At 50.8% G+C, this 22,608-nt stretch carries 17 protein-coding genes and 1 other RNA gene; 12 read left to right on the plus strand and 6 right to left on the minus strand.

Annotated features, from left to right (window positions below; all coding sequences use genetic code 11):
- Positions 1–67: 67 nt before the first annotated feature.
- Together BLS62_RS23945 and BLS62_RS23950 are read left to right on the plus strand one after the other, a co-directional pair.
- Positions 68–850, plus strand: a complete 783-nt coding sequence (locus BLS62_RS23945) for a sulfite exporter TauE/SafE family protein (protein ID WP_093187153.1) — start codon at positions 68–70, stop codon at positions 848–850.
- 100 nt (positions 851–950) lie between these two features.
- The gene (locus BLS62_RS23950) at positions 951–1,754 is read left to right on the plus strand and encodes a sulfite exporter TauE/SafE family protein (protein ID WP_093187156.1); all 804 of its coding nucleotides are present in this window, start codon (positions 951–953) and stop codon (positions 1,752–1,754) included.
- A 676-nt stretch (positions 1,755–2,430) separates the two neighbouring features.
- Here the strand turns inward: BLS62_RS23950 and BLS62_RS23955 are convergent.
- A complete protein-coding gene (locus BLS62_RS23955; protein WP_093187159.1) occupies positions 2,431–6,036 on the minus strand; it encodes a hydantoinase B/oxoprolinase family protein in 3,606 nt (1,201 codons plus the stop codon).
- A 240-nt stretch (positions 6,037–6,276) separates the two neighbouring features.
- Here BLS62_RS23955 and BLS62_RS23960 point away from each other — a divergent pair, with 240 nt between their 5' ends.
- Complete coding sequence (locus BLS62_RS23960; protein WP_093187162.1) at positions 6,277–6,819, plus strand: winged helix DNA-binding protein; 543 nt, start codon at positions 6,277–6,279, stop codon at positions 6,817–6,819.
- Positions 6,820–6,852: 33 nt separating this feature from the next.
- Here BLS62_RS23960 and BLS62_RS23965 read toward each other — a convergent pair whose 3' ends face one another.
- Together BLS62_RS23965 and BLS62_RS23970 are read right to left on the minus strand one after the other, a co-directional pair.
- Positions 6,853–7,758 (minus strand): DoxX family protein, encoded by a 906-nt coding sequence (locus BLS62_RS23965; protein WP_093187164.1) that lies wholly within the window; start codon positions 7,756–7,758, stop codon positions 6,853–6,855.
- Positions 7,759–7,864: 106 nt separating this feature from the next.
- Positions 7,865–9,943, minus strand: a complete 2,079-nt coding sequence (locus BLS62_RS23970) for a putative bifunctional diguanylate cyclase/phosphodiesterase (protein ID WP_208991068.1) — start codon at positions 9,941–9,943, stop codon at positions 7,865–7,867.
- Between the two features lie 388 nt (positions 9,944–10,331).
- Between BLS62_RS23970 and BLS62_RS23975 the strand changes: the two genes are divergently transcribed.
- Together BLS62_RS23975 and BLS62_RS23980 are read left to right on the plus strand one after the other, a co-directional pair.
- Complete coding sequence (locus BLS62_RS23975; protein WP_093187167.1) at positions 10,332–11,090, plus strand: peptidoglycan recognition protein family protein; 759 nt, start codon at positions 10,332–10,334, stop codon at positions 11,088–11,090.
- A 269-nt stretch (positions 11,091–11,359) separates the two neighbouring features.
- Positions 11,360–11,857 carry a lytic transglycosylase domain-containing protein gene (locus BLS62_RS23980; protein ID WP_093189525.1) on the plus strand — a complete coding sequence of 166 codons (498 nt, stop codon included), beginning with the start codon at positions 11,360–11,362 and terminating at the stop codon, positions 11,855–11,857.
- Between the two features lie 167 nt (positions 11,858–12,024).
- On the opposite strand, the gene BLS62_RS23985 is transcribed toward BLS62_RS23980, so the two are convergent.
- Positions 12,025–12,726: a pyridoxamine 5'-phosphate oxidase family protein gene (locus BLS62_RS23985; protein ID WP_093189528.1), complete on the minus strand. Its 702-nt coding sequence runs from the start codon at positions 12,724–12,726 to the stop codon at positions 12,025–12,027.
- A 206-nt stretch (positions 12,727–12,932) separates the two neighbouring features.
- On the opposite strand from BLS62_RS23985, the gene BLS62_RS23990 reads away from it, so the two are divergent.
- A complete protein-coding gene (locus BLS62_RS23990; RefSeq protein WP_093187169.1) occupies positions 12,933–14,381 on the plus strand; it encodes a MocR-like pyridoxine biosynthesis transcription factor PdxR in 1,449 nt (482 codons plus the stop codon).
- A gap of 50 nt (positions 14,382–14,431) precedes the next feature.
- Positions 14,432–14,827: RNase P RNA component class A (rnpB, locus tag BLS62_RS23995), an RNA gene on the plus strand.
- A gap of 4 nt (positions 14,828–14,831) precedes the next feature.
- Here rnpB and BLS62_RS24000 read toward each other — a convergent pair.
- Entirely contained in the window at positions 14,832–16,268 is a 1,437-nt protein-coding gene (locus tag BLS62_RS24000) for a KAP family P-loop NTPase fold protein (protein ID WP_159436568.1), read from the minus strand.
- A 170-nt stretch (positions 16,269–16,438) separates the two neighbouring features.
- On the opposite strand from BLS62_RS24000, the gene pepT reads away from it, so the two are divergent.
- On the plus strand, positions 16,439–17,689 hold the full coding sequence (gene pepT / locus BLS62_RS24005; RefSeq protein ID WP_093187174.1) for a peptidase T: 1,251 nt from the start codon (positions 16,439–16,441) through the stop codon (positions 17,687–17,689).
- Between the two features lie 35 nt (positions 17,690–17,724).
- On the opposite strand, the gene BLS62_RS24010 is transcribed toward pepT, so the two are convergent.
- Entirely contained in the window at positions 17,725–18,147 is a 423-nt protein-coding gene (locus tag BLS62_RS24010) for a helix-turn-helix domain-containing protein (RefSeq protein ID WP_093187177.1), read from the minus strand.
- A gap of 70 nt (positions 18,148–18,217) precedes the next feature.
- Between BLS62_RS24010 and BLS62_RS24015 the strand changes: the two genes are divergently transcribed.
- The 4 genes from BLS62_RS24015 to rsmH all read left to right on the plus strand — a co-directional run bounded on the left by BLS62_RS24015 (position 18,218) and on the right by rsmH (position 22,604).
- Positions 18,218–19,453: an MFS transporter gene (locus tag BLS62_RS24015; protein WP_093187180.1), complete on the plus strand. Its 1,236-nt coding sequence runs from the start codon at positions 18,218–18,220 to the stop codon at positions 19,451–19,453.
- A 218-nt stretch (positions 19,454–19,671) separates the two neighbouring features.
- Entirely contained in the window at positions 19,672–20,490 is an 819-nt protein-coding gene (locus tag BLS62_RS24020) for a sugar phosphate isomerase/epimerase family protein (RefSeq protein WP_093187183.1), read from the plus strand.
- 606 nt (positions 20,491–21,096) lie between these two features.
- Entirely contained in the window at positions 21,097–21,567 is a 471-nt protein-coding gene (locus BLS62_RS24025) for a division/cell wall cluster transcriptional repressor MraZ (RefSeq protein ID WP_093187186.1), read from the plus strand.
- A complete protein-coding gene (rsmH, locus tag BLS62_RS24030) occupies positions 21,567–22,604 on the plus strand; it encodes a 16S rRNA (cytosine(1402)-N(4))-methyltransferase RsmH (protein WP_208991248.1) in 1,038 nt (345 codons plus the stop codon). The genes BLS62_RS24025 and rsmH overlap by 1 nt, the downstream gene beginning before the upstream one ends.
- Positions 22,605–22,608: the final 4 nt, after the last annotated feature.

Genomic DNA, 22,608 nt, shown 5'->3' on the forward strand with positions numbered 1-22,608 from the left:
TGACATAGGCATCAGGTGTTCCCAATAGGATATTCTCTTTCCTAATACGTTAGGTGTGTTGTGCCAGATGTCTGATGGTTTTTCTAGTTATCTCTTTGGGTTGGAGATTGCATATAGCTCAACTGAGCTTGCAGCAATTGCGTGTACTTTTTTCTTTGCAGCTTTTGTTAAGGGGGCGACAGGTCTGGGTTTTTCAACCACTTGCTTGCCGTTTCTGGTTTATGCGGTCGGGTTGAAAAGAGGAATTCCGCTCATTATTCTGCCCAGTATTACCAGCAATATTTTTGTGATGATGGATGTCGGGCATTTCAAGGAAATCGCGCACCGTTTTCGTTGGATGCTCCTTGCCACTGTACCCGGTGTTTTGATCGGGCTTTGGCTGCTGGATGCAGCGCCTGCTCAACAAGCGGTTATGGTGCTCGGCGCTGTGTTGATTAGCTACGCATTATTTGCCGCGTTTACCCCCGATCTCAAGCTCTCACATGAAATGGAGAGGCTAATTGGGCCTGTTAGCGGCTTTGTTACAGGCGTTGTCAACGGTATAACCGGCTCACAAATCATGCCGGTTATGCCTTATCTTATGGCTTTGCAGTTGGACCGCGGGCGGTTTGTTCAAGCAATAAATTGCTCGTTCACCCTCTCTTCTCTGATCATGGCCGGGGGGCTTTACTATCTGGAATTGCTGGATTTAAGTGCAGTTGGCGTCTCCGCTCTCGGTCTTGCTTTTGTCTATCTGGGAACACGGTTGGGTTCTGTTGTTCGCCGTATGATGTCCCCTGCCGTGTTTCGAAACAGTGTTTTGTTGTTGCTGTTTGGGCTTGGAGTTAGCTTGCTGGCAAAGGGATTTTAGCCCTCCTGAACACTTAGGCTAATGACTGGTTGATGCTTCCCCTCGCATTGTACCGGGTGAAGTGAGGAATTGTTTTGAGTTAGTGCCTAGGCTTTGCGGCATGACCGAAGTTGACGCAAACATGGCCATGGCTACAGAATATCTTGGCTACACAGTGCTTGAAATTGCCATCATCATGTTCACGTTTTTTTTTGCAGCCTTTGTGAAGGGAATGGCTGGGTTGGGCTTCACGACCATCTGCCTTGCAATTCTTGCGTATTCTGTTGGGATCAAAAAAGGCATTCCCTTGATCCTTATCCCTGCACTCATTAGCGACGTGATCCTCGTTTATGAGGCCGGAAACTTCAAACGCTCAGCTCGGCGGTTCTGGCCAATTCATCTGTTTGCTATTCCCGGTGTTGCCATAGGGCTGTGGTTTTTGGGTTGGGTGTCAGGCTATATTTTAACAATTCTGCTGGGCTTTGTGATCTTCGCCTTTGTTGTGTTTGCCAGCTTCTCTCAAAACCTTCAGCTGCACACCCGTTGGGAGCGGACAGCCTGTATTATCTCTGGTTTTACGACAGGTATTTTGACTGGCATGACCGGATCTCAATTAATGCCGATTATGCCGTTCCTCGTTTCGCTTAACATGCCGCGAGATTATTTTGTGCAGGCGATCAACACCTTCTTCACGGTCGTCACAATCACCATGATCCTCGGTCTCTATTTAATGGGTATGCTGAATTTCGGCGTGCTCACGCTTTCCCTTGTCGGGCTGGTCTTTGTTTATATAGGTACCAAAACCGGTAATTACCTAGGTCGACGCTTCAGCCCCTCGGTGTTCCGATACTGCGTTTTGACGATGATGGCCTTCTCAGGCGCGGGTCTGATTATCAAGGAATTGTGGTTGCACCCGATGATGTGATTTGTGTTTTCTTTCTACGAGTATTGCCGTCATCCCTGACAAGCGTTGCGCGATCAGGTGTCTAGGGCCAAGAGCGCAGGCGTTAGTGGGTATCGCTCTGGATCCCGCAGTAAATGCGGGAAGACGGCATAGGGAGAGTGCGTGGTTTTCATTCTCTCATGGATGGCAGTGGAGAGTTTAGTGACTTCAAAATCTTATCCCCCTTGGGTAGATCTGCCCTATCTTTATGGAGTGCTCACGTAACCGGGCAGCTGGCGGGCCGTCCGTCAGTGCGGCGTGGGCTGGGCGGGGCTACCGGAAGAGGTAACGCATCTTTCGGCGGGTCCGTTGAAACACCCCCTGATAGTCAACAATGCAGGGACCAGGTGGATGCTGGTCAACCTGAAGGGTGTCTGCAACTGCTCTCAACGCCTTTTGGGGATGGCCTTGTTTCATGCAAAAACGTCCGGGTAAGGCGATCAGCCGATGCCGAAGACTCGTATCTAACACTTATGCGCAGGCCTTGCCTGCTCGCCTTACCCCTCCCGTTCTCCGGGTTCTCAAACACAACACTGCATGGAATGCCATGCGGTGATGTTTGTGTTTTGATTTGGGTGTGTGAGTGGTTGAGGCTTCTTCATAAAAAACGCCCGACATATAGCCGGGCGTTTGGTGTTTCGTTGGCGTCAAACAGACGTTATTCAGCTTTGCCCCAGCCGCCGCTGGTTGGGGGGATGACTGTGATGGCTTCGCCGGCTTCTAAAATGGTCTGGTCGCAGCCTTTTAGCTCTTCCATCTGGCCTGAGTTGCGGCGCACATAAGTGCGGCCCATCTGGCCGTCTTCCCCGCCCTGTAGGCCTTTGGGGGCGATGGTTCTGTGAGAGGCGAGGATCGCGCAGTCCATCTTTTCAAGGAAGCGGATGGTGCGGGAGGTACCTTCACCAGCAGACCATTTGCCCTTGCCAGCAGAGTTTTTCCGAATGTGGAAGTCCTCCAGCAGCACAGGGTAGCGGAATTCGAGCACTTCCGGGTCCGTGAGGCGAGAGTTGGTCATGTGGACATGAACAGCATCGGTGCCATTGAAGCCCGGACCAGCAGGAGAGCCGGAACACAGGGTCTCATAGTATTGGTAGGTATCGTTGCCGAAGGTCAGGTTGTTCATGGAGCCTTGCGAGTTGGACATGGCGCCCAGTGCTGCAAACAGCGCATTGGTGATGTGCTGTGAGGTTTCCACGTTACCCGCCACAACCGCCGCCGGATAATGCGGGCGCAGCATGGAGCCTTCTGGCACCACAATGTTGATTGGCCGCAGGCAGCCTGCATTCATTGGAATGTGGCCTTCAACCATCACACGGAAGCAGTAGAGCACCGCCGCGCGGGTGACAGGTTCTGGTGCGTTGAAGTTGTTGGGCTGCATTGCGCTGGTGCCCGTGAAATCAACGGTGGCTTCCCGCTTGGCCTTATCAACGGTGATCTTGACCTTGATGGTTGAGCCCTGATCGGTTGGGTATTCGTAGGAGCTGTCAGAGAGTGCCTCAATGACACGGCGGACGCTTTCTTCTGCGTTATCCTGCACATGGCCCATGTAGGCTTGCACAGTTTCCAGACCGAAGTGGTCTGTCATCTTGCGCAGTTCCTGAACGCCTTTTTCATTGGCGGCGATCTGGGCTTTCAGGTCAGCGACGTTCTGATGAACATTGCGCACCGGGTATTTGTGGTTGGTGAGCAGCTCAACCAACGCTTCTTCGCGGAACTCGCCTTGATCGACCAGTTTGAAGTTGTCGATCAACACGCCTTCTTCATCCACCACGGTGGCGAGCGGGGTCATGGAGCCGGGAGCGGAGCCGCCAACATCTGCATGGTGACCACGGGAAGCGGACCAGAACAGGATTTCGGTGTTGTCGTCATCAAACACCGGAGAGACAACGGTGATATCTGGCAGGTGTGTGCCGCCGTTGTAAGGTGCGTTAAGTGCGTAGACATCGCCCGGTTTGATGGTGCCTCTGTTGAGGGCAATAATGGCCTCAACGGAACGGTCCATGGAGCCAAGGTGCACCGGCATGTGCGGAGCGTTGGCAACCAGCGCGCCGTTCTGGTCAAACACGGCGCAGGAGAAGTCCAGACGCTCTTTGATGTTGACCGAATAGGCGGTGTTTTGAAGCGTCACGCCCATTTGCTCTGCGATGGACATGAAGAGGTTGTTGAACACCTCCAGCATCACAGGATCAGCCGTGGTGCCAAGCGCCATGTTGCGCTGTAACGGTATGTTGCGGGTGAGAATGATGTGGTTCTTGATGTTGACTTCCGCCAACCAGCCCGGTTCCACAACGATGGTTGCGTGTGGTTCCATGATAAGGGCAGGACCTTGCAAGCTCATGCCCGGTTGGAATGCATCGCGTTTGAGAACCGCGGCATACTGCCATTGGCCATCGGCGTAGAACTGGGTTTGTTGAGCTATAACCGGAGTATCTTGGGAGGTCGCTAGGTCTGGTTCCTGCAAATCAGCGCCACCGCCGATTGCTTCGACTTCCAGCGCTTCGACTACGATGGATTTATTCTCATAGGCAAAGCCGAACTGCTTGATGTGGTTTTGTGTGAACGCAGTAATCATCGCAGCGAGGTCTTTGGTGTTCAGCTCCACGGCAATCGGGGTGTCGGTTCCATCATAACGCAGATGAGCGCGCGGTATGAGGGTGAGTTCGTCTTCAGGAACACCCTGATTTTCGACCTCGGTTTTTGCCTCATTGGCAAGACGAGCCGCGAGTTTGTCCAGAGCGGGCAGGTTGTCAGTGTTCAGCTCGCGCACCACGGCCTGCTGGCGGGTTGCGCGGATATCCGCAAGGCCCATGCCGTAAGCGGACAGGATGCCGGAAAGCGGATGTACGATTACGGTTTTCATGCCGAGGCTGTCCGCCACCATGCAGGCGCTTTGGCCACCAGCACCACCAAAGCAGGTGAGGGCGTATTCGGTAACGTCGTAGCCGCGCTGGACGGAGATTTTTTTGATGGCGTTGGCCATGTTCTCAACAGCGATTTTCTGGAAGCCTTCGGCAACCTCTTCGCCGGTTTTGCCGTTGCCGATTTCATTGGCAAGGGTGTTGAATGCGGTTTTAACGTCATCAATCGCCAGAGGTTCGTTCTGGTTCGGGCCGAAGATCTTCGGGAAGTAGTCTGGGTTGAGCTTGGCGGTCATCACGTTGGCATCGGTCACGGTGAGCGGACCACCACGGCGGTAACATTTTGGACCGGGGTTTGCGCCAGCGGAATCTGGACCAACCTGGAAGCGACCATCTTTGTAGTGGAGGATAGAGCCACCACCAGCTGCAACGGTGTGGATCATCATCATAGGAGCGCGCATACGAACGCCAGCGACTTCGGTTTCAAAGGCGCGTTCAAACTCACCGTCGAAATGGGAGACGTCAGTTGACGTTCCGCCCATGTCGAAGCCGATGAGCTTTTCAAAACCCGCCATCTTGGAGGTTTCAACTGCGCCCACAACGCCGCCAGCAGGACCGGAGAGGATTGCGTCCTTACCCTGGAAGAGAGAGGCATCCGTCAACCCACCGGAGGATTGCATGAACATGAGGCGGCAGCCGGTGTTTTTTATATCAAGCTCGCTGGCAACCTGATCAACATAGCGACGCAAAATTGGCGAAAGATACGCATCGACAATGGTGGTATCACCGCGGCCCACCAGCTTCATGAGAGGGGAGACTTCATGGCTGACTGAAATTTGCGGGAAGCCGATTTTCTTCGCAATTGCCGCGATCTGCTTCTCGTGTTCAGGGTAGGCGTAGGCATGCATCAATACGATTGCCAGAGAACGGATACCATCCTCGTAAGCCTGCGCTAGTTGCTTTTGCAGCAGGTCAAGATTTGGAGCAGCTTCAACGGTGCCATCTGCCCGGACGCGTTCATCTGCTTCCAAGACCTGATCATAGAGGAGTTCAGGCTTGATGATTTCTTTTGCGAAGATATCGGGACGAGCCTGATATCCGATCTCTAAGGCGTCGCGAAACCCTTTGGTGATGAGGAGAAGCGTAGTGTCTCCCTTCCGTTCCAACAGGGCATTGGTGGCAACTGTAGTGCCCATTTTGACAGTCGCGATCTGGTCGGATGGGATACGGGCATCCTTTGCCACTCCCATCAGATCGCGGATGCCCTGGATTGCGGCATCTTTGTAAGCTTCTGGATTTTCGGAGAGAACTTTGTGGGCGCGAATTTTGCCCTCTGGTGTTCTGGCTACGATGTCAGTGAATGTGCCACCACGATCGATCCAAAAATCCCAGTTGCCTACCGTCATAATAAGTGCCCTCAAAACAAAGCTATTCAATATGTGTACTGTGATACATCTACAAAATGTCGATAAATTGTCAATGTGTTTATGGCGGTCCATTAGAAGGGGTATGTGATAATTTGGAGCTTGGGTATGGTGGTGCTGTTTTTGATGACTGCCGGTCAATCTGGCTTAAGTTATTGACATTGGACGATTTGAGGGCGATCAAATCTACGGTTTCTTGTTGGCTAGGAGGCGCGGTCAAATATGAGTGATACGGTGAACCATAAGAATATTGCGGCGTTTGGGGTTGGGCCCGTCGTTTCATCATCTCATCTTGCTTCAGGCGAGTTGCCTGCGCTGTCTGAGATTGAGTTTGCTGTGACGATGATGGTGAACGCTTATCATCGCTGGATGGTGCGGTGTATGGCTGCGGCGGGGCAGGAGGGGCTGTCTTCACTGGAAACTCTGGTCTTACATTCGGTTAATCACCGTGAGCGCCCTAAAACGCAGGCTGACCTATGCCTTGTGCTCAACATCGAAGACACGCACACAGTCTCCTATGCTTTGAAGAAGCTGGAGAAGGCGGGATTGATCCGATCTGGTAAGCGCGGGAAAGAGAAGACCGCTGAAATCACCGAGGCGGGCCATGATTTGTGTGGTGCCTATAAACAGTTGCGTGACGCCTTGCTGGTTAAGCCGGTGAAAGAACTGGGACTTGATGAGGTGGAACTCTCCCGTCTGGCTTCTATCTTGCGATCTGTTTCAGGTCATTATGATCAGGCGGCGCGATCTGCTGCAGCGATGTAGTGTTGCTGGAGCAGATCGTTTGGTTTCTGTACATCAGTCGATGTTTTCATTTTGAGCGAGTGCTGTATCGCCCATTAGAAGCTTGATCCACACTGGCATCTTGCCTGTTCTGCGCAGTGCTCCATCAATTGAGAACTCTCCAGCTCCTGTTGTTGTAAAGCTGAGATAGGACGCAAACAGGATCAAAGGTAGCTCCCAGGAGACAGCAGTGGCGAATGATACAAAGCCATGCTCCAGCGCGCCGCTTAGGGAGGCTGCGAAGAGTATGAAGGCTGCCCCGAGGAAGCAAGATAGGCGAGTAAGGAGCCCTAAACCAACACCTATGGCGATTGCAAACTCCGCAAGGCCGGCTGCATCAATGATCATTCCTGGATTTTGGAAACCCAACAGGGAGAAGAACTCGATGTGCTCCATGTATGGTAAGGGGCCTGCAAAGAGTTTATCGGTGAAGTGCGGCACCATGATAAAGCCGACCAGCATTCTGAAGAAGGTCAGTTGCCATTGCCACAAAGTGAGGCCGCGGCCTGCGGTTTCAAAGGAATTGCGCTGGATTGTGCTGAGGAACCACATCAGATTGATGAAAAACACAAAAGCCAGCGGCCAGCTTAATAGGTAGGCATAATAAAGCGATGCGATCCGCCATGCGATGAGCTGACACAGCATTGCGCAGAGAAAACCGACGGTGAAGTTTCTTGGTACGATGATCACTACAAAGAAAAAAGCCAGACCAAGCCACACCAGCAATGGCTTGAGGGCTTCTTCCGGAATGGGAGACATGAGTACTTCCAGTGAGATGAGTGCTGCTACGCCCAGAAGAAGAGCGGTTATGAGTGATTGAAGAAGTTGGAAGAATGAGAGGTAATGGAATGGACGAGCAATTTCTGCAAGATCGTTTTGCTCGCTCATTTCATCCGGTGTGGTTGTGCTCTTCTTCGCCATATCTACCTCACAAAGCAAGCCCGACTAGCGGGTCAGTTGTGTCAAGGTAACGTACAGTCAGCCTCCAGAGATATCCTGCTATTTCCGCTAGGCCTATTTAAGAGGGTCAACCCGCGTAGGCTGCTTCGATCAATCTGGCGTCATCCGTTCCCCATATACACCGGATGTTTGCGTGCGGGTTGGCGGGGTCCACATTTGCAGGTTTTCCGAAATAATAGCCTTGAACAATGTCACAGCCGCCAGCCCGTAAGATCTGAGCCTGAATTTCCTCTTCCACGCCCTCAGCTGTGATCAGCACGTCCAGAGATCGACCCAGACCGATAATGGCTGCAACAATTGCATCTGTATGAGCATCCTTACCGATGTTCATGATGAAGGTGCGATCGATCTTGATTTTGTCAAACGGGAATCTGGAGAGGTAACTCAATGAGGAATATCCTGTCCCAAAGTCATCCATTGCAATGGATACACCCATGTTACTGATCTTCTTGAGTGATTTCACCACACTCTTTGTGTCTGCGATCAGCAAGCTTTCGGTGATCTCAATCTCGAGCCGCTCAGGGGCAAGGCCAGACTCTTCAAGGGCTTCTGAGATTTTTTGCTCAATGAGGCCGGTTTTAAATTGGGCCGGTGAGAAGTTGACTGCCACCTTTAGTGTTGGATCCGCCCAAGCAGCTGCATCGGTACATGCTTTCTTCAGCACGTACTCACCCAATGCTTCGATCAAACCGGTATCCTCAGCGATTGGAATGAAGACTTCGGGGGAAATTCGGCCTTTTTCAGGATGTACCCAACGGAGCAGAGCCTCAAAAGCTTTGAGTTTGTTGTCTGCAAGGCCAACCTGTGCCTGATAAACGACAGAGAATCCATCGAGCTTTAGAGCTCGGATCATTTCGGTTTCCAATTCGCGGCGGCGTTCCAGCTCCTCGTCCATGCTGGATTCATACCACGTATATGTCGAGCGGCCCCCGTTCTTGGAACGATAAAGGGCAAGGTCAGCACAATGGAGCAAGCGTGAAGATCTCCATGCCGCGTCAGTTGCTTGTGCGATACCCATAGAGAACGAAATCTGAATCTCTTTGCTATCAATGGTGCAGTTTGGATTGGTGGTTGCAAGCGCGCGCTGGGCAAGGACAGTAACGTCGTGGTAGGTGTAATCCCCTTCAATCATCACTGCAAACTCATCACCAGACAAACGAGAGACAAGGTGGTCAGTAAAGACCAAACGCAGGCGGTCGGAGATGATTTGCAGGAAAGTATCACCTGCAGCATGGCCGTGGTTATCGTTGACATCCTTGAACTTGTCGATGTCGATAGCGATTACATAGACATTGGAAGCGGTGATAGAGGCCTTGCGCAAAGCCTTGTTGAGTTCGTCAGAGAAGACAGCGCGATTTGGCAAGTGTGTAAGGGGATCGTTGTGCGCCAGAAAACGGATGGTCTTGGAGGTCTTCCAGCGATCATGCAGGCCTTTCCATGCAAACATGATGGAAACCAGCGCGACGACCATGACCAAAAGAAAGGCAAAGGCGGAGCCAAACGCGATTACTTCCAGAAAAACGATCGTGTTGAGGTTTGGATCGACAGAGAAGATAAAGCCGCCGCGTGGTTTTCCTGCTTCATTTACGTAGGGAACGATTACGCCAAACCTCGGGATCTTCCAATCCAGCCACTCGAAATTGGAGTAGATCTGCAATTCACCTGAATTGAAGGAGGAATGCCAAGCATCATAAGCGGCGGGATCTGACAGGATTTCATCCACCCGCTGTGTGGTCATATCACGAGGATGAACTGCCAATGGACGGCCAGGAACGTTGAGCACCAGTAATTCAAAATTTTCAAACCGCTCTGAGAGTGCTTGTTTTACAGCTATCGCTCTTTTAGGGGGAAGCTTCCAACTTGGGGAGACAAGTTCAGAGGTGAGAGCGATGCTAGAACCACGTAAGCCAAAGCTTAGCGGGGAAGGGTTTGATTGTAACTGTGGCTTTTGAATTGTAGGTGCCTCAAAGGGCTTATATTTTGCGATTATTTCTTCTGCTGCTTCAAAGTCTTTTTGTGCTTCGCTTTTGAATAAATGAAATAAAGTTGCCTGATCAATGGCATAAAAACTAATAGCAATGGCGCCCAAAACAGCAACAACCATGGTGGCGTATAATATTTTGCGATGTGGAGGTATAGTTTCCACTTGAAAATCCCCATCCCGAAACGCAAGAAAAATTTGCGCATTGGCACCCGGCAACTGTAAGATCGTTGTTGTTGCCGGTATGTGTACATAATTGATAATCAATTTATCCGGAAAACATTACCCATATGTTTTCATTGCTTGTATTTTCAGGGTTAAATATCGAGTGGCAATGGAATTATCGTTGTTGGCTCCACGTTAGTTTGTGCTGCATGTGCTTTAAAACCCAAAGGAAACAGACTACTCGGTTTAATAAATGATTTGTTAGGTATGAATCTGTTTTGCGGTGGTTATGTTGTTTGACACCTCTCGAATTGAATTTTGGGTCGCACGGAATAACGATTGGCTTCACTAATAAAACGTATGCGCAGATTTGTGCAGAACGAGGAATATGAGCGTTAAAACTGAATGCGCAGTGCCTGCGCGCCTTCGCCCCTCCCCTAATCATAATGAGCGATGTGCTGGTGAGATTGATATGCTCATCCTGCATTACACAGCTATGGAAAGTGCCGAGAAGGCTGTTTCGTGGTTGTGTGACCCTCGCTCAGAAGTGTCCTGTCATTATCTCGTTGATGAGCTAGGCACTGTTACTCAGATGGTGCCAGAAAGCCGGAGAGCGTGGCACGCTGGGGTTTCTCGCTGGAAAGGCGAAGAGGATCTAAACTCCCGCAGTATCGGTATTGAGATTTCCAACCTCGGGGATCTGAAGACGGGCACACAGTCTTATCCTGAGGTGCAAATCGAAGCTGTTATTGCGCTGGCGAAGGATATCTGCGCGCGTCGCAACATTGCTCCGGAACGTGTTCTTGGTCATTCTGATGTTGCTCCTGCCCGTAAGCAGGATCCGGGAAAGCATTTCCCATGGAGTCAGTTGGCAGAGGCTGGCGTGGGCCATTACCTTGCACCAGTCGATATTGATGGGTCCAGCTTCTTTCAGGAAGGCGATGAAGGCCAGCCTATTGAAGCTCTGCAATCGCTGTTGGGGCTCTATGGGTATGATGTTCTTGTAAATGGTGTATTTGATGAGAAAACACGGTATGCGATGGAAGCGTTTCAGCGCCATTTTAGACCCAGCAAAGTGGATGGGATTGCAGATCCGCAAAGCATAGCGACCCTGCATAGCCTCCTTAAAAAGCTAAAAATCGACTGAGTGTGATGGATGTCATTGATATATCATGAAAATGACTGTTATCACTTAGTGGTTTTATGAATGCATTCCCTAGGGGAAGATGAAGCCTTTGCTTAAATGAATCCATATATGTGGCCACCGTGACATACGGTGGTCTCTTTTTTGCCATGAACCGGGGTTTATGCCAGTTTTTAAACATTAAAATTGTAACTTTTCGTGATCAGCATCGTCTGAATTTCGTCGCATCTTCTGAAGATAAACACTCCTGCTCAAAACATGATTGCCAGGAAATGAAGATGAACCTCACAAAGATAAAAAATATTGTAGTAATTCCAGCTCTAGCGCTAAGTGTAATGCTCGGCGGAGTTGTGAATACAAGCGTCTTTTCTGATGAAGCTGCGGCAGCGACAAAGAAATCTAGCTACGTTAAGATGATTGAAAAGAAAGCCAAAAAACACGGCGTCCCAAAATCAATTGCTAAGGCCGTGGTTGAAGTGGAAAGTAACTTCAATGAAAAAGCACGAGGCCGTGCTGGTGAAGTTGGTCTGATGCAAATTAAGCCTTCTACAGCACGTGGTATGGGCTACCGTGGATCGACAAGAAACCTCTACTCTCCTGAAAATAACCTCGAATGGGGAATGAAGTATCTCGCTGGTGCATATAAACGTGCGGGCGGTGATCTCTGTGGCACAATCTTGCGCTACAATGCTGGTCACTACGCAAAAAGAATGAACCGAGTAAGCGCCAAGTACTGTAAGCGCGTTAAGGCCATTATCGCTCGCAGCTAAGTGCATGTTGCATTTTCGGACCAGGAACGGTAAGTTCTTGTACAAAATTTCATAGAATTTTACGAATGTCTGACCCTAGGTCAGTCTGTCTGCAGGGACATAGAGATGGTTGACCGGGCAAAGTCAACCATCTCAATTCTTAAAATTTTAGACAAATTTCTCGAAAATTACGCGAACTTTTGTGCGGCCTTTGCTGGGGAGCCGGGGATTTTTACGCCTTCCAAGATTTTTCCATCATCTAACGGTTGCCCAAGGGATGTGGTGACAGGAATAACGCCCGCCCAATAGGGTTGCGCGTAATCCTCTTCATCATCAATGGGGGCACCTCGGCGGATTTTTGCAGAAGCGTGTTCGATCTCCACGGCTATGACACCCGTCGCAGCCTGTTCCTTCGGCGTCATTGGGCGAACTTCCTCCCATCTACCCGGAAGCAGATGCTCGGTTACCGCTTTGAGCGCGTCGTAAGCTTCCTGCTCATCCGTTAGCACACGGGCATTGCCGTGAATGATGGCTGTTCTGTAGTTCACGGAGTGATGGAAAGCGGAGCGTGCAGCAACGATGCCATCTACATGCGTGAAGGTGAGGCATACAGGTGAGCTATCGGACGTCTTTTTCACGATGCGGGCAGCTTTTGCGCCGTGGATATAGATGGTGCGTTCAATTACTGCGAAGGCCATCGGAATTACGATTGGGCGATCTCCATCCAGAAAGCCGACATGAACCACCAGCGAGGTTTCCATTATGGGTTGGATTGTCTCCCAATCGTACTCAGCGCGGAGACTGTTTCTCACACGGGCATACTTGGGTGGTTTAGTGCTTTGAGGCTCTGAAATCGGAGCCTTGGCGATTGTCATCGTATCATCTGTCATTTTCTTAACCGCTTCTGGTCCTCGGTTTTGAGCAAAGTCGGCAATATAGGACCAGTTGGCCCAGCAAATGGAATGCACCTTCGCAGGTTCTTCTGTTTGCTGGGTTTTCCGTTTAAATTCGTGCGTTCCTACTGATTTGAATCAGTGAGGCGCGTTGTGTTCCTGTGTATTCTCTGCAAAACTGGTCCTAAATATAGATCCGCTTAATGTTAGTTTGGGGTGCCAGTTTGTTTGAGCATGTGGTTGCAATATCTCGTGAGGAGAATGCCCCGCTTTCCAGCCAGATTTACCAGCAATATAGGGAGGCGATCCTTGCGCGTCGCATTCCTGAAGGGGAGCGCTTACCAAGCTCCCGTCAACTGGCTATTGGCCTATCTGTTTCTCGAAATACCGTGAATACAGCCTATGACTTGCTTCGCTCTGAAGGCTTAGTGGACGTGCGCTCTGGTGCGCGACCTGAGGTTGTTGCTTTGCCGGTGGTAGAGCGGTCTTCCCTCAAAGAGGAGAACATAGAGGGTGTTGTGCCTTTGTCCTCACGAGGAAAGCGATTTGCCACCAACCATCGCTATTATTGCGCGACAGGTCGTGGAGCGCATATGCAGCCGGGCGAACCCTCGAAAGAGCTGTTTCCCAAGGAGCAATGGGCGCGAAGTTTACGCAGGGCTGCACGGATGCTGAGCGGGAATGCGCTTGGCTATGAACATGCCTCCGGGTTGCCTGAGCTTCAGCGTGTGTTGGCTCAATACTTGGCACAGGAACGCGGTGTGATCTGCGCGCCAGAGCAAATCCTTGTGTTCCCCAGTGTTCAGTCTGTGCTGTCGTTGATGTCTCAGTGTTTTTCTGAGGAGGGCGATGTGGCCTTGCTGGAAGAACCGGGGTATCTGGGCGCAAAATCCGCCTTTGTTTCTGCCGGACTGGATGTTCAACCTCTGACCGAGAGTGAGCAGTTTCAACGCGCTTCGCTCATTTACGTGACGCCCTCTCATCAATACCCAACTGGCAAACGTATGGAGATGACTGAGCGGCTGGCTCTGTTGAAACAGGCCAGTGAAAAAGGTGCGGTGATCCTTGAGGATGATTATGACAGCGAGTTTTTGTTTGAGGGACGGCCTATTGCGGCGCTTCAGGGGCTCAGTGCGCACAGTCCGGTGATCTATATCGGCACCTCTGCCAAGTCATTGATGCCCGGTATTCGCCTTGCTTATATTGTGGTGCCCAAAGCACATGTGTTTGATCTGGCGATGGCGCAGCGGACATCGGGCGCACTTGCAAATGTGCATGTTCAGCTTGCCTTTGCTGATTTTATCGAGAGCGGTCATTTTCGAGCGCATCTGAATAAAATCCGCAGTGCTTATCATGAAAATGGCAGCGCTCTTTGCAAGCTGATTGGGGAGCGGTTTGGCAATCAAATTGGGGTTTCGATGCCCACGGGTGGTTTGCAAATGCCGCTGTACTTGCCAGAGTATTGCGATGATGTCGAGATCGCTGATTACATGAACGCGCAGGGGTATGGGGTTAATCCACTTTCTGGTTTTTACCTTGGTGAGCCGGTTAAAGGCTTGATTGTTGGTTTTGCAGAAGCGGATGAACGAAGGAGACTAGGGTTTGTGACAGCCTTGATTGAGGCGATGAACTGCGCAGGGCAGGCTGTGTAAGCGTAATTCTTTGCTTGACCTTTTCCGGCTAGCTCCGTACTTGATGCGGACCAGTCGGCCGGACGGTTGCTGCTGCAAGTGCTGAAAGGCCGCAGTGGAGGAAAGTCCGGGCTCCATGGAAACACGGTGCCGGATAACGTCCGGCGAGGGTGACCTTAGGGAAAGTGCCACAGAGAGTATACCGCCAGCGCATGCGTTGGTAAGGGTGAAAGGGTGGGGTAAGAGCCCACCGCGTTTTTGGCAACAAAAACGGCATGGTAAACCCCACCGGGAGCAAGACCGAATAGGGGCGGCGCGGAAGTTTACTTCCAGTCACGTTTTCAGACCTGACCGCCCGGGTAGGTCGCTAGAGGCGTCCAGTAATGGGCGTCCCAGATGAATTGCCGTCGCGTACAGGGGTTAAAGCCTGTGCCTTACAAAACCCGGCTTATAGGCCGACTGGTATTTTTTCTATTTTGGAACTAATCGCCCCGCGCTGCGGATGAGTGCAGGGTAATCGAGGATGTATGAAGGTACTTTTTGTCCTTGGGTTAACCCGTGAGGAAATCTTTTCTGACATTCCCTGCGTAGGTTGAATTTTGGCAAACTAGACCAATGTCTTTCTTTGTTCGAAGGTGGAGCTTGAATATTAGAAATGTCTCTCGCAGCATTAAAAAACTGCTCAATCATTTGGTGAGCTGAAATGGTATTTTCGAAATTATTGGGTGATGTCAGAATCCATTCGTAGTGGCTTTTGTCGGTAAATGTGAGTACGGGGTGATCTTTTAGATCATCTTCTGACTTTGGTATCTGCTCGCCTTTGAGATGGGCCACAATCATTGGCAAAATAACGAAGGTTACAATTTGAATGTCTTGGTGGGGCCATGCCTGAGTACAAATTTTCAGCAGGTCGATAGCTCTCAAAGCTTCGCGGGTACTTACTTGGTAAGCTTCCAGACCATTTGTTATTATTTCTCCCAGTTCCACACCATCAAGCGATAACAATGCACTTGTATTGAAGCTCGTTGCCGCTAAAGCAGCATCAACACTTGCTCTTAGTTTCGGAGGTTCAAACTTATAGGTCTGGTCGAAAAATCTCTGAAGATAGCGTTTGCCATCAAAGCCACTGCCATACACTGCCTTAACAGACTCTGCCAATTGTCCTGTGTCTGTCGCGAGAACAAAAATAAGTCCCTCAATATCGAAGAGGTGTTTGATCCGTTCTAGAAGCTCAATGGCGTAGGTTGGGCGGCATCGATCTAGCTCGTCAATGAATACAAAGAACGGTTGGGTCTTCCCGTCTTTATCTTGGGTGATGGCAGCAGCGAGTTGTTTTTTGAAAGATGAAATAGCGCTTTGATTACTTTTAAAATTTTCGAGTGAAGCGGCAGCAAAGTTTTCCAATCCGTTGATCAGTTCGTCTCCGCCTTTGTCAAAGGCACTTTCTTCTTCTGTATCAAAAGTATCAATAGCCTCCCCTATGTGCTTTTTGAGTTGATGTTTGGCAGCCGCTTTTACAAAGGAAAAAGAGAGCTTTCCCATGGATGAGAGAGTGTTTTTGAAAGAACGTTTGGCCTCATCGGAAAAGCTCTCATCTTCTTCAATTGTGCGTTGAATTTCTGACATGACGGCAACGAGTGGATCATCTGTATGGTCATCTTCCCAAGCGTTCACAAAAGCAACTTGTTGTCCCGAAATCTCTAACTGTTGCTTGAAGCGTTTAAGAAAAAATGTTTTCCCAACTCCCCAACTAGAATCGATGTTTAGGACGAAACTTCCCTTGTTGTGCTTTGTCTGCCCAAGTAGGAAAACTTCGAGAAACTCAGCATCATTAGCTCGCCCTAAGAGATCGTCGCCCCAAACGTTTGAAGTATCTAAGATTTTATCGAGCACAGGGATATCTGTCACATTTATCTCCAAAATTTTATGGCCTGACTATCGGTCGTGGTGATGTACATCGTCAATCTATGATTGTCGGCAGTGCTCTACAAAACCGGTGCACTTCTGTGCGTTTCCGCCCTTCCTTCTTGAAACTCCAGATTGCCTCCCCCAAACAGGAGGTAACAAGGAGACATGTGATGAGAACTGAATTCGATAGAGAGCTTGAAGAGCGTTTGGTGCGTTATGCTGCCGTTGATACGCAAAGTGATGAAACGTGCGATGCGTCCCCGAGCACGCAAATCCAGTTGGATCTTCAGCGCATACTCCGTGCGGAGCTGATGGAAATTGGCGCGTCTGACATTGAGCTGACTGACTACGGTGTTGTGCTTGCGACAATTCCAGCAACTGTTGAGGGTGATGTGCCGGTTGTTGGCTTGCTGGCTCACGTGGATACGGCTCCTGCATATCATGCCGTTGGTGTGAAGCCGCGCGTTCACCGTGATTACGATGGGTCTCCAATCGCGTTTCCTGATGCGCCTGAACTGATGCTTTCTCCAGAATTCTCCACGTATCTGGGAGACAAGATTGGTGATGACATCGTCACGGCCAGTGGAAGCACACTTTTGGGTGCGGATGATAAGGCCGGTGTTGCGATCATCATGTGTCTTGCACGGTATTTGCTGGCGCATCCTAAGATTCCTCATGGAAAGCTGCGCATTGCCTTTACGCCGGATGAAGAGATCGGTCGCGGTGTCCATGACGATCTGCCAAAAGCGATGGGTGCTGATTTTGCCTATACGCTGGACGGCGGCAAAGTGGGTGAGCTGAACTATGAGAATTTCGGCGCTGATGGGGCCGTTGTTAAGATCGTTGGCGTTTCTGTGCATCCGGGCTATGCGAAGGACAAGCTGGTTAATGCTCTGCATCTGGCGGGCAAGATCATTTCCACGCTGCCGCACGCGATAATGACACCGGAAACAACGGATGGACGTGAAGGCTTCATTTTTGTGAGCGACATGCATGGCACGGCGGCTGAAGCTGAGTTGCATTTTGTGCTGCGTGATTTTGAGCTGGAAGGCCTTGAAGCGAAAGCGGATCTTCTGGAGCAGGTGTGTGCAGCTGTGCAGGCGACAGAACCGCGGGCTGTAATCACCTGCGAAGTTAGGGAGCAATATCGCAACATGCATCATTGGCTGCGCGATGATATGACCCCGGTTGATCTTGCGAAGGCTGCGTTTGAAGAGGTTGGGCTTACCGTGTCCTCCAAGCCAATTCGCGGTGGAACTGATGGAGCTGCGATGACGGCAAAAGGCGTCTCCACGCCAAATATCTTCACCGGTATGCAGGAAATTCATGGTCCGCTTGAATGGATCAGCGTTCAGGATATGGCACTGGCGACACAGGTTTGCCTAAAGCTTGTTGAGCGCGTTGCAAAACCAGCTGCTTGATTGCTCTCTTTCGATGAAGTTATGGAAACCGCTGGTTATTTGGTCAGCGGTTTTTTGTTTGCCGACTTCGTTTTGCTTGCGACTTTGATCAGGCGTTGGAAGGAGGGGCATTCCAGATGGGATGGTGCCGGGCAATCAGCGACGTGGTGCAGTGCGTTTTTTAACGCTGTCAGCTCTTTGATTTGTTGATCAATTAAATCCGCCCGAGCGCGGAGGTCTTCTCGTGGGATTTGAAGTTTCCCATTCTCACTAAACATTCCGGCAATTTCAGCGAGTGAAAAGCCCGCAGATTTCGCCAGAGCAATCAGTGAAAGCTTCATGAGGGCGTGCGGCTCATATTGGCGTCGGAGGCCATGCCTGGTCACGGATTGAATCAGTCCAACTTCCTCATAATAACGCAGGGCTGAGGGCTTCACGCCGGAGCGTTCTGCAATTTCTCCAATATCCAACAGTTTCATACTTGACCTCAAGTTGACTTCAAGTCGTATCCTGACTTCAACTGAGCAATTTTGCAAGAGGAATACAAAAATGAAACAACACCAAACAGGGCCTGAACAACAGGTCTGGCGGGATCCCAGAGCGATCGCGCTGCTCATGGCAGCTACCCTTACAGTGATGGCAAATGCAACCATCAGCCCTGCTTTGGCAGGGTTGGAGAAGATGTTCATGAATGAGCCTAATGCGGCTTTCTTGACGCGGTTGCTCGTATCGGCTCCCTCTTTGACCGTTGTGATCTTTGCTCCGCTGGCTGGGTTGATTGCGGATCGCTATGGACGGCGGGCGTTGTTGCTGGTTGGCGTTTGTCTCTTCATCGTTGCCGGTAGCTCAGGCCTGTTTCTTCCAAGTCTCAAGTCTATGTTGATTAGTCGGCTGGGGCTGGGCGTTGCGGTTGCTATGGTGATGACGGCGCAGACGGCTCTTATTGGAGATTATTTTACGGGCAATCAACGCGGTTCCCTGATGGGGTTGCAAACCTCTGCCCGCAACTTTGGTGGGTTCCTCTTCATCTCCTTGGCTGGGTTCCTTGCTGTTAGTTCTCCACGGCTGCCATTTGCGGTTTATGGTTTGGCTCTCCTTTATCTGCCGTTTTTGTGGCGCTACATTGTGGAGCCGGGCGCACATAAGGCCAAAGCGAAGAGCACAGGTCAGGTGCAAACCGATGGGCATCCTGCATGGGCGTGGATGTTAGCTGCGCTGGCCGTTCTACAAATGCTGACGAATATGATTTTCTTCCTGATGCCGACGCAATTGCCGTTTTTTCTGGAAGCCCGTGGATTTGACAGTGCAAGCATGACAGGCGCAGGTCTTGGTGTTTTGATGCTCAGCGGCGGTACCGCAGCGCTGATGTACGGAAGACTTAAGGCGCGGATCGGGTATAGCGGGGCCTTTGCGCTTGGGTACGGGTTTATGGCGCTGGGTTTGATTACCCTAACGGTTCAGGAAACCTATGCCGTGTTTATCGGTGTTGCTGCCATGGGAGCAGGCTATGCACTTGCTATGCCCAATTTCCCCGCGATTGCCTTGCAAATTGCACCTGGTATCCGCAGAGGTATGGCAGGGGGTGTGCTGACATCCTCAGTCTTTTTGGGTCAGTTTCTCTCTGTTTTCATAAGTATCCCACTGATCGCAGCCATCGGGTTTACCGGTACATTTCAGGTTGTTTCTTCGGTGCTTGCCGGAATGGCAATTGTTGCACTGAGTTCACGTATCTGGATTGGCAAGCGCAGCACAACGACCGCCTCAATCGGCACTCAGGGCAGGTAGCATTCGTATGTTGAACGAGGCAGCATCAACGGAGGAATTCTCTTCGATATTTATTCTGTTGATGCTCGTTTTTACTCTGCAAAAATACGTAGATTTGAAGGTTCTGAGCTGACATTGTGCGATGATCTTTTGTTGTAATGCCTTTGACATGCAAGCTGTGTATTGGCCTTGGCATTACAAACAGTAGTGCCTGTCAGGCCGTATTTTGGATTTGCCGCATGAGTGATTTGCCAGTGTTAGGCGCAGCAATGTGCGTTAAACATCTCGCCCAGCATCGTGATTGGTTGTTGGAGCTGCCTCGTGATCTTGAACTTCAGGATTTTCACAATTGGAGCTTGCTGGATAGCGGCTGTGATGAGTTGATTGCTGACGCAAAAAAGCTTCTTGATGGGCATGAAGGCCGTGTGGGTATTCACGGCCCGTTCTGGAATATGGATCTTGCTGCGGGTGATCCCTTGTTTCAGGAGGTGGTGCGTAAGCGCTTGGACAAAGGGCTTGATGCCTGTGCCAAGATGGGTGGTGACCATATGGTTATTCATAGCCCCTACACGATTTGGGATCACAACAACCTTGCTACCTATGATGGTGCGCGTCAGGTGAAGCTGGATATGATCCATGCGAACCTGAAGGGTGCTGTTGCCAAGGCCGAAGATATTGGTTGTGTTATGGTGCTGGAGAATATCGAGGATCTGGATCCCGATTTTCGTCTTGATATCGTGAAGAGCTTCAACAGTGAGGCGCTTGCTGTTTCCATCGATACCGGGCACGCGCATTACATGCATGTTTCCCATGGGGCGCCTCCGGTTGATTGTTTCATCAAATCAGCAGGTAACGCGCTGGAGCATCTGCATATTCAGGATGTTGATGGCTATGCAGACCGGCACTGGAACCCGGGCGAGGGGGCTATTGCGTGGGAGCCGGTTTTTTCAGCTCTTGGCAAGCTGGAGAGCAATCCACGGCTGATTATTGAGGTGATGGATGAAACCAAGCTTCGTAAGGGCGCTGATTATCTCGTGAATCTGGGCGTTGCTCGTTAGATCACTCGCGCGGGAAGCTGGCTTCTTCCTGCGCGTATTTTGCAGTCTCCTACGGTCGCACGCAAAAACAACCAAGAATGTGCGGCCGCGTGACTGCTTCTTCATGCTTTTCAAATCAGAAAGAATGTTGGTTCTGGGCAATCATGGAAATTTGCCCCACACATGCGGATGAGCCCATGGAATCTCGCGATCTGAACTGGGATGTGGATCAAATGCCTTTGGCCTGTAGGTTGAAACCCTAGGGTCGCCAGGCCATATTTCTTTCTACATTATTTATAAAAACTGTGAGTACTTAGGGTTGTATCAGCTCTTGAAATACGTGTAAGTCACAGAAATCCCTGCGTAAAGTCTTATCAATACTTTGTTTACCATAATTGGTGATAACTAGCAGATGTTAAGGGGCATTCCTTTCGATTTGGAAGGGCGTGTTCATTGACGTCCCATGTGATCCCATGGTATCCCATAGGTTCCCGGAGTATTCCGGTGTGTACTTCAGTAATCTTGTTGTTTTTGCCTGATTTTAGCGCTGACCTACCGAGTGTTTGGCGGAACTATTGATGTGCAGTTGTTAGATCGTGGAGATCTGGCTCTTTGAAGAGGGAACCAATGGCTAGCTTTGTTTCGCACTTCACCAACCGGGTGGATGCCAAGGGTCGTGTATCGATCCCTGCGCCCTTCCGTGCGGCGTTGGCGAAGGATGGCTTTGAAGGGCTTTATTGTTTCCCATCTCCTTTTCAAGGAGCTGTCGATGCTGGCGGGAATGGTTTGACAGCTGAAATCCAGAAACGACTTGATGCGTTTTCGACGCTTTCAATGGAGTACGATGCTCTGTCCACCGCGCTTTATGGTGCGAGTGAAACACTTAAGATTGACCGTGATGGCCGGATTGTTCTTTCAGACATGATCCGCAACCACACCGGTATTGATGGTGAAGTAACTTTCGTGGGGCAGGGGTTTAAGTTCCAAATTTGGGAACCAACAAAGTTTGGCAAGCACCGCGACGAGGCCATGAAGCGGGCGCTTGCTGTATTGTCGTCTGGCGGAGTGCCAGGGGCAACAGCCGGAGGGGCACTATGATGACGGGCGGCGACGGAGACAAATCCGATATCGCTGGCGGACCAGCGCGTCACATCCCAGTCCTTCTGGAACGGGTGCGGGAGGCAATGGCCCCCGCCCCGGGTGATGTGATTATTGATGGCACGTTTGGTGCCGGTGGTTATTCCAGGGCTTTCCTTGATGCGGGAAGCAAAGTGATTGGCATTGACCGTGACCCGGATGCGATCCGGGATGGTCGTGCTTTGGAGCAGGCGTCTGATGGGCGGCTGCAATTGGTGCATGGGCAGTTTGTTGATCTGGACGATCATGCACGGGACCTTGGTTATGATGCTGTCGACGGCGTTGTGATGGATCTTGGCGTGTCTTCCATGCAGATAGATCAGGCTGAGCGTGGATTTTCCTTCCGCAATGATGGGCCGTTGGATATGCGCATGGCGCAGGATGGTCCAAGTGCTGCGGATGTGGTCAACCAGATGGAGCGTAAAGATTTGACGCGCCTCATCGGTATGCTTGGAGAAGAAAAGCGGGCTTCCGGTGTGTCACATGCCATTTGTCAGGCACGGGAATTAAAGCCGTTTGAGACAACGCTGGAGCTTGCTCGTGTTATTGAGAAGGTTGTTAAACGCAATCCGAAAAAAGCTGGCATTCACCCTGCAACGCGAACCTTTCAGGCGCTGCGCATCTATGTGAATGGTGAGTTACATCAGGCCGCGGGTGCGTTGGCTGCGGCTGAGCGGATCTTGCGTCCGGGCGGGCGATTGGTTGTGGTTACGTTCCACAGCCTGGAAGATCGTATTGTGAAGCGGTTTCTTGCTGATCGGTGCCGGACCATTGCGGGTGGCTCGCGCCACATGCCGGAGCTGGAGGTTCCTCCTGCAACCTTTGAGTTCATTGTTAAGGGTAATCAGGACGCTAGTGCTGAGGAGATCTTTGATAATCCTCGGTCGCGTTCCGCGCGGTTGCGTGCCGCACGGCGGTTGCCAGCTCCTGAGCGAACATTAGACATTCATGCTGCTGGCGTTCCACGTCTGGCATCATTCCACGGACTAGGGGGCTAGGTTT

The organism is Pseudovibrio sp. Tun.PSC04-5.I4 (genome assembly GCF_900104145.1).
In the GTDB taxonomy this organism is placed as follows: Bacteria; Pseudomonadota; Alphaproteobacteria; order Rhizobiales; family Stappiaceae; genus Pseudovibrio.

Bases quoted from the DNA above. Each gene is read 5' to 3' on its own strand.
- BLS62_RS23945 (WP_093187153.1), top strand. From the start codon at position 68: ATGTCTGATGGTTTTTCTAGTTATCTCTTTGGGTTGGAGATTGCATAT.
- BLS62_RS23950 (WP_093187156.1), top strand. From the start codon at position 951: ATGACCGAAGTTGACGCAAACATGGCCATGGCTACAGAATATCTTGGC.
- BLS62_RS23955 (WP_093187159.1), bottom strand. From the start codon at position 6,036: ATGACGGTAGGCAACTGGGATTTTTGGATCGATCGTGGTGGCACATTC.
- BLS62_RS23960 (WP_093187162.1), top strand. From the start codon at position 6,277: ATGAGTGATACGGTGAACCATAAGAATATTGCGGCGTTTGGGGTTGGG.
- BLS62_RS23965 (WP_093187164.1), bottom strand. From the start codon at position 7,758: ATGGCGAAGAAGAGCACAACCACACCGGATGAAATGAGCGAGCAAAAC.
- BLS62_RS23975 (WP_093187167.1), top strand. From the start codon at position 10,332: ATGAGCGTTAAAACTGAATGCGCAGTGCCTGCGCGCCTTCGCCCCTCC.
- BLS62_RS23980 (WP_093189525.1), top strand. From the start codon at position 11,360: ATGAAGATGAACCTCACAAAGATAAAAAATATTGTAGTAATTCCAGCT.
- BLS62_RS23985 (WP_093189528.1), bottom strand. From the start codon at position 12,726: ATGACAGATGATACGATGACAATCGCCAAGGCTCCGATTTCAGAGCCT.
- BLS62_RS23990 (WP_093187169.1), top strand. From the start codon at position 12,933: ATGTTAGTTTGGGGTGCCAGTTTGTTTGAGCATGTGGTTGCAATATCT.
- pepT (WP_093187174.1), top strand. From the start codon at position 16,439: ATGAGAACTGAATTCGATAGAGAGCTTGAAGAGCGTTTGGTGCGTTAT.
- BLS62_RS24010 (WP_093187177.1), bottom strand. From the start codon at position 18,147: ATGAAACTGTTGGATATTGGAGAAATTGCAGAACGCTCCGGCGTGAAG.
- BLS62_RS24015 (WP_093187180.1), top strand. From the start codon at position 18,218: ATGAAACAACACCAAACAGGGCCTGAACAACAGGTCTGGCGGGATCCC.
- BLS62_RS24020 (WP_093187183.1), top strand. From the start codon at position 19,672: ATGAGTGATTTGCCAGTGTTAGGCGCAGCAATGTGCGTTAAACATCTC.
- BLS62_RS24025 (WP_093187186.1), top strand. From the start codon at position 21,097: ATGGCTAGCTTTGTTTCGCACTTCACCAACCGGGTGGATGCCAAGGGT.
- rsmH (WP_208991248.1), top strand. From the start codon at position 21,567: ATGACGGGCGGCGACGGAGACAAATCCGATATCGCTGGCGGACCAGCG.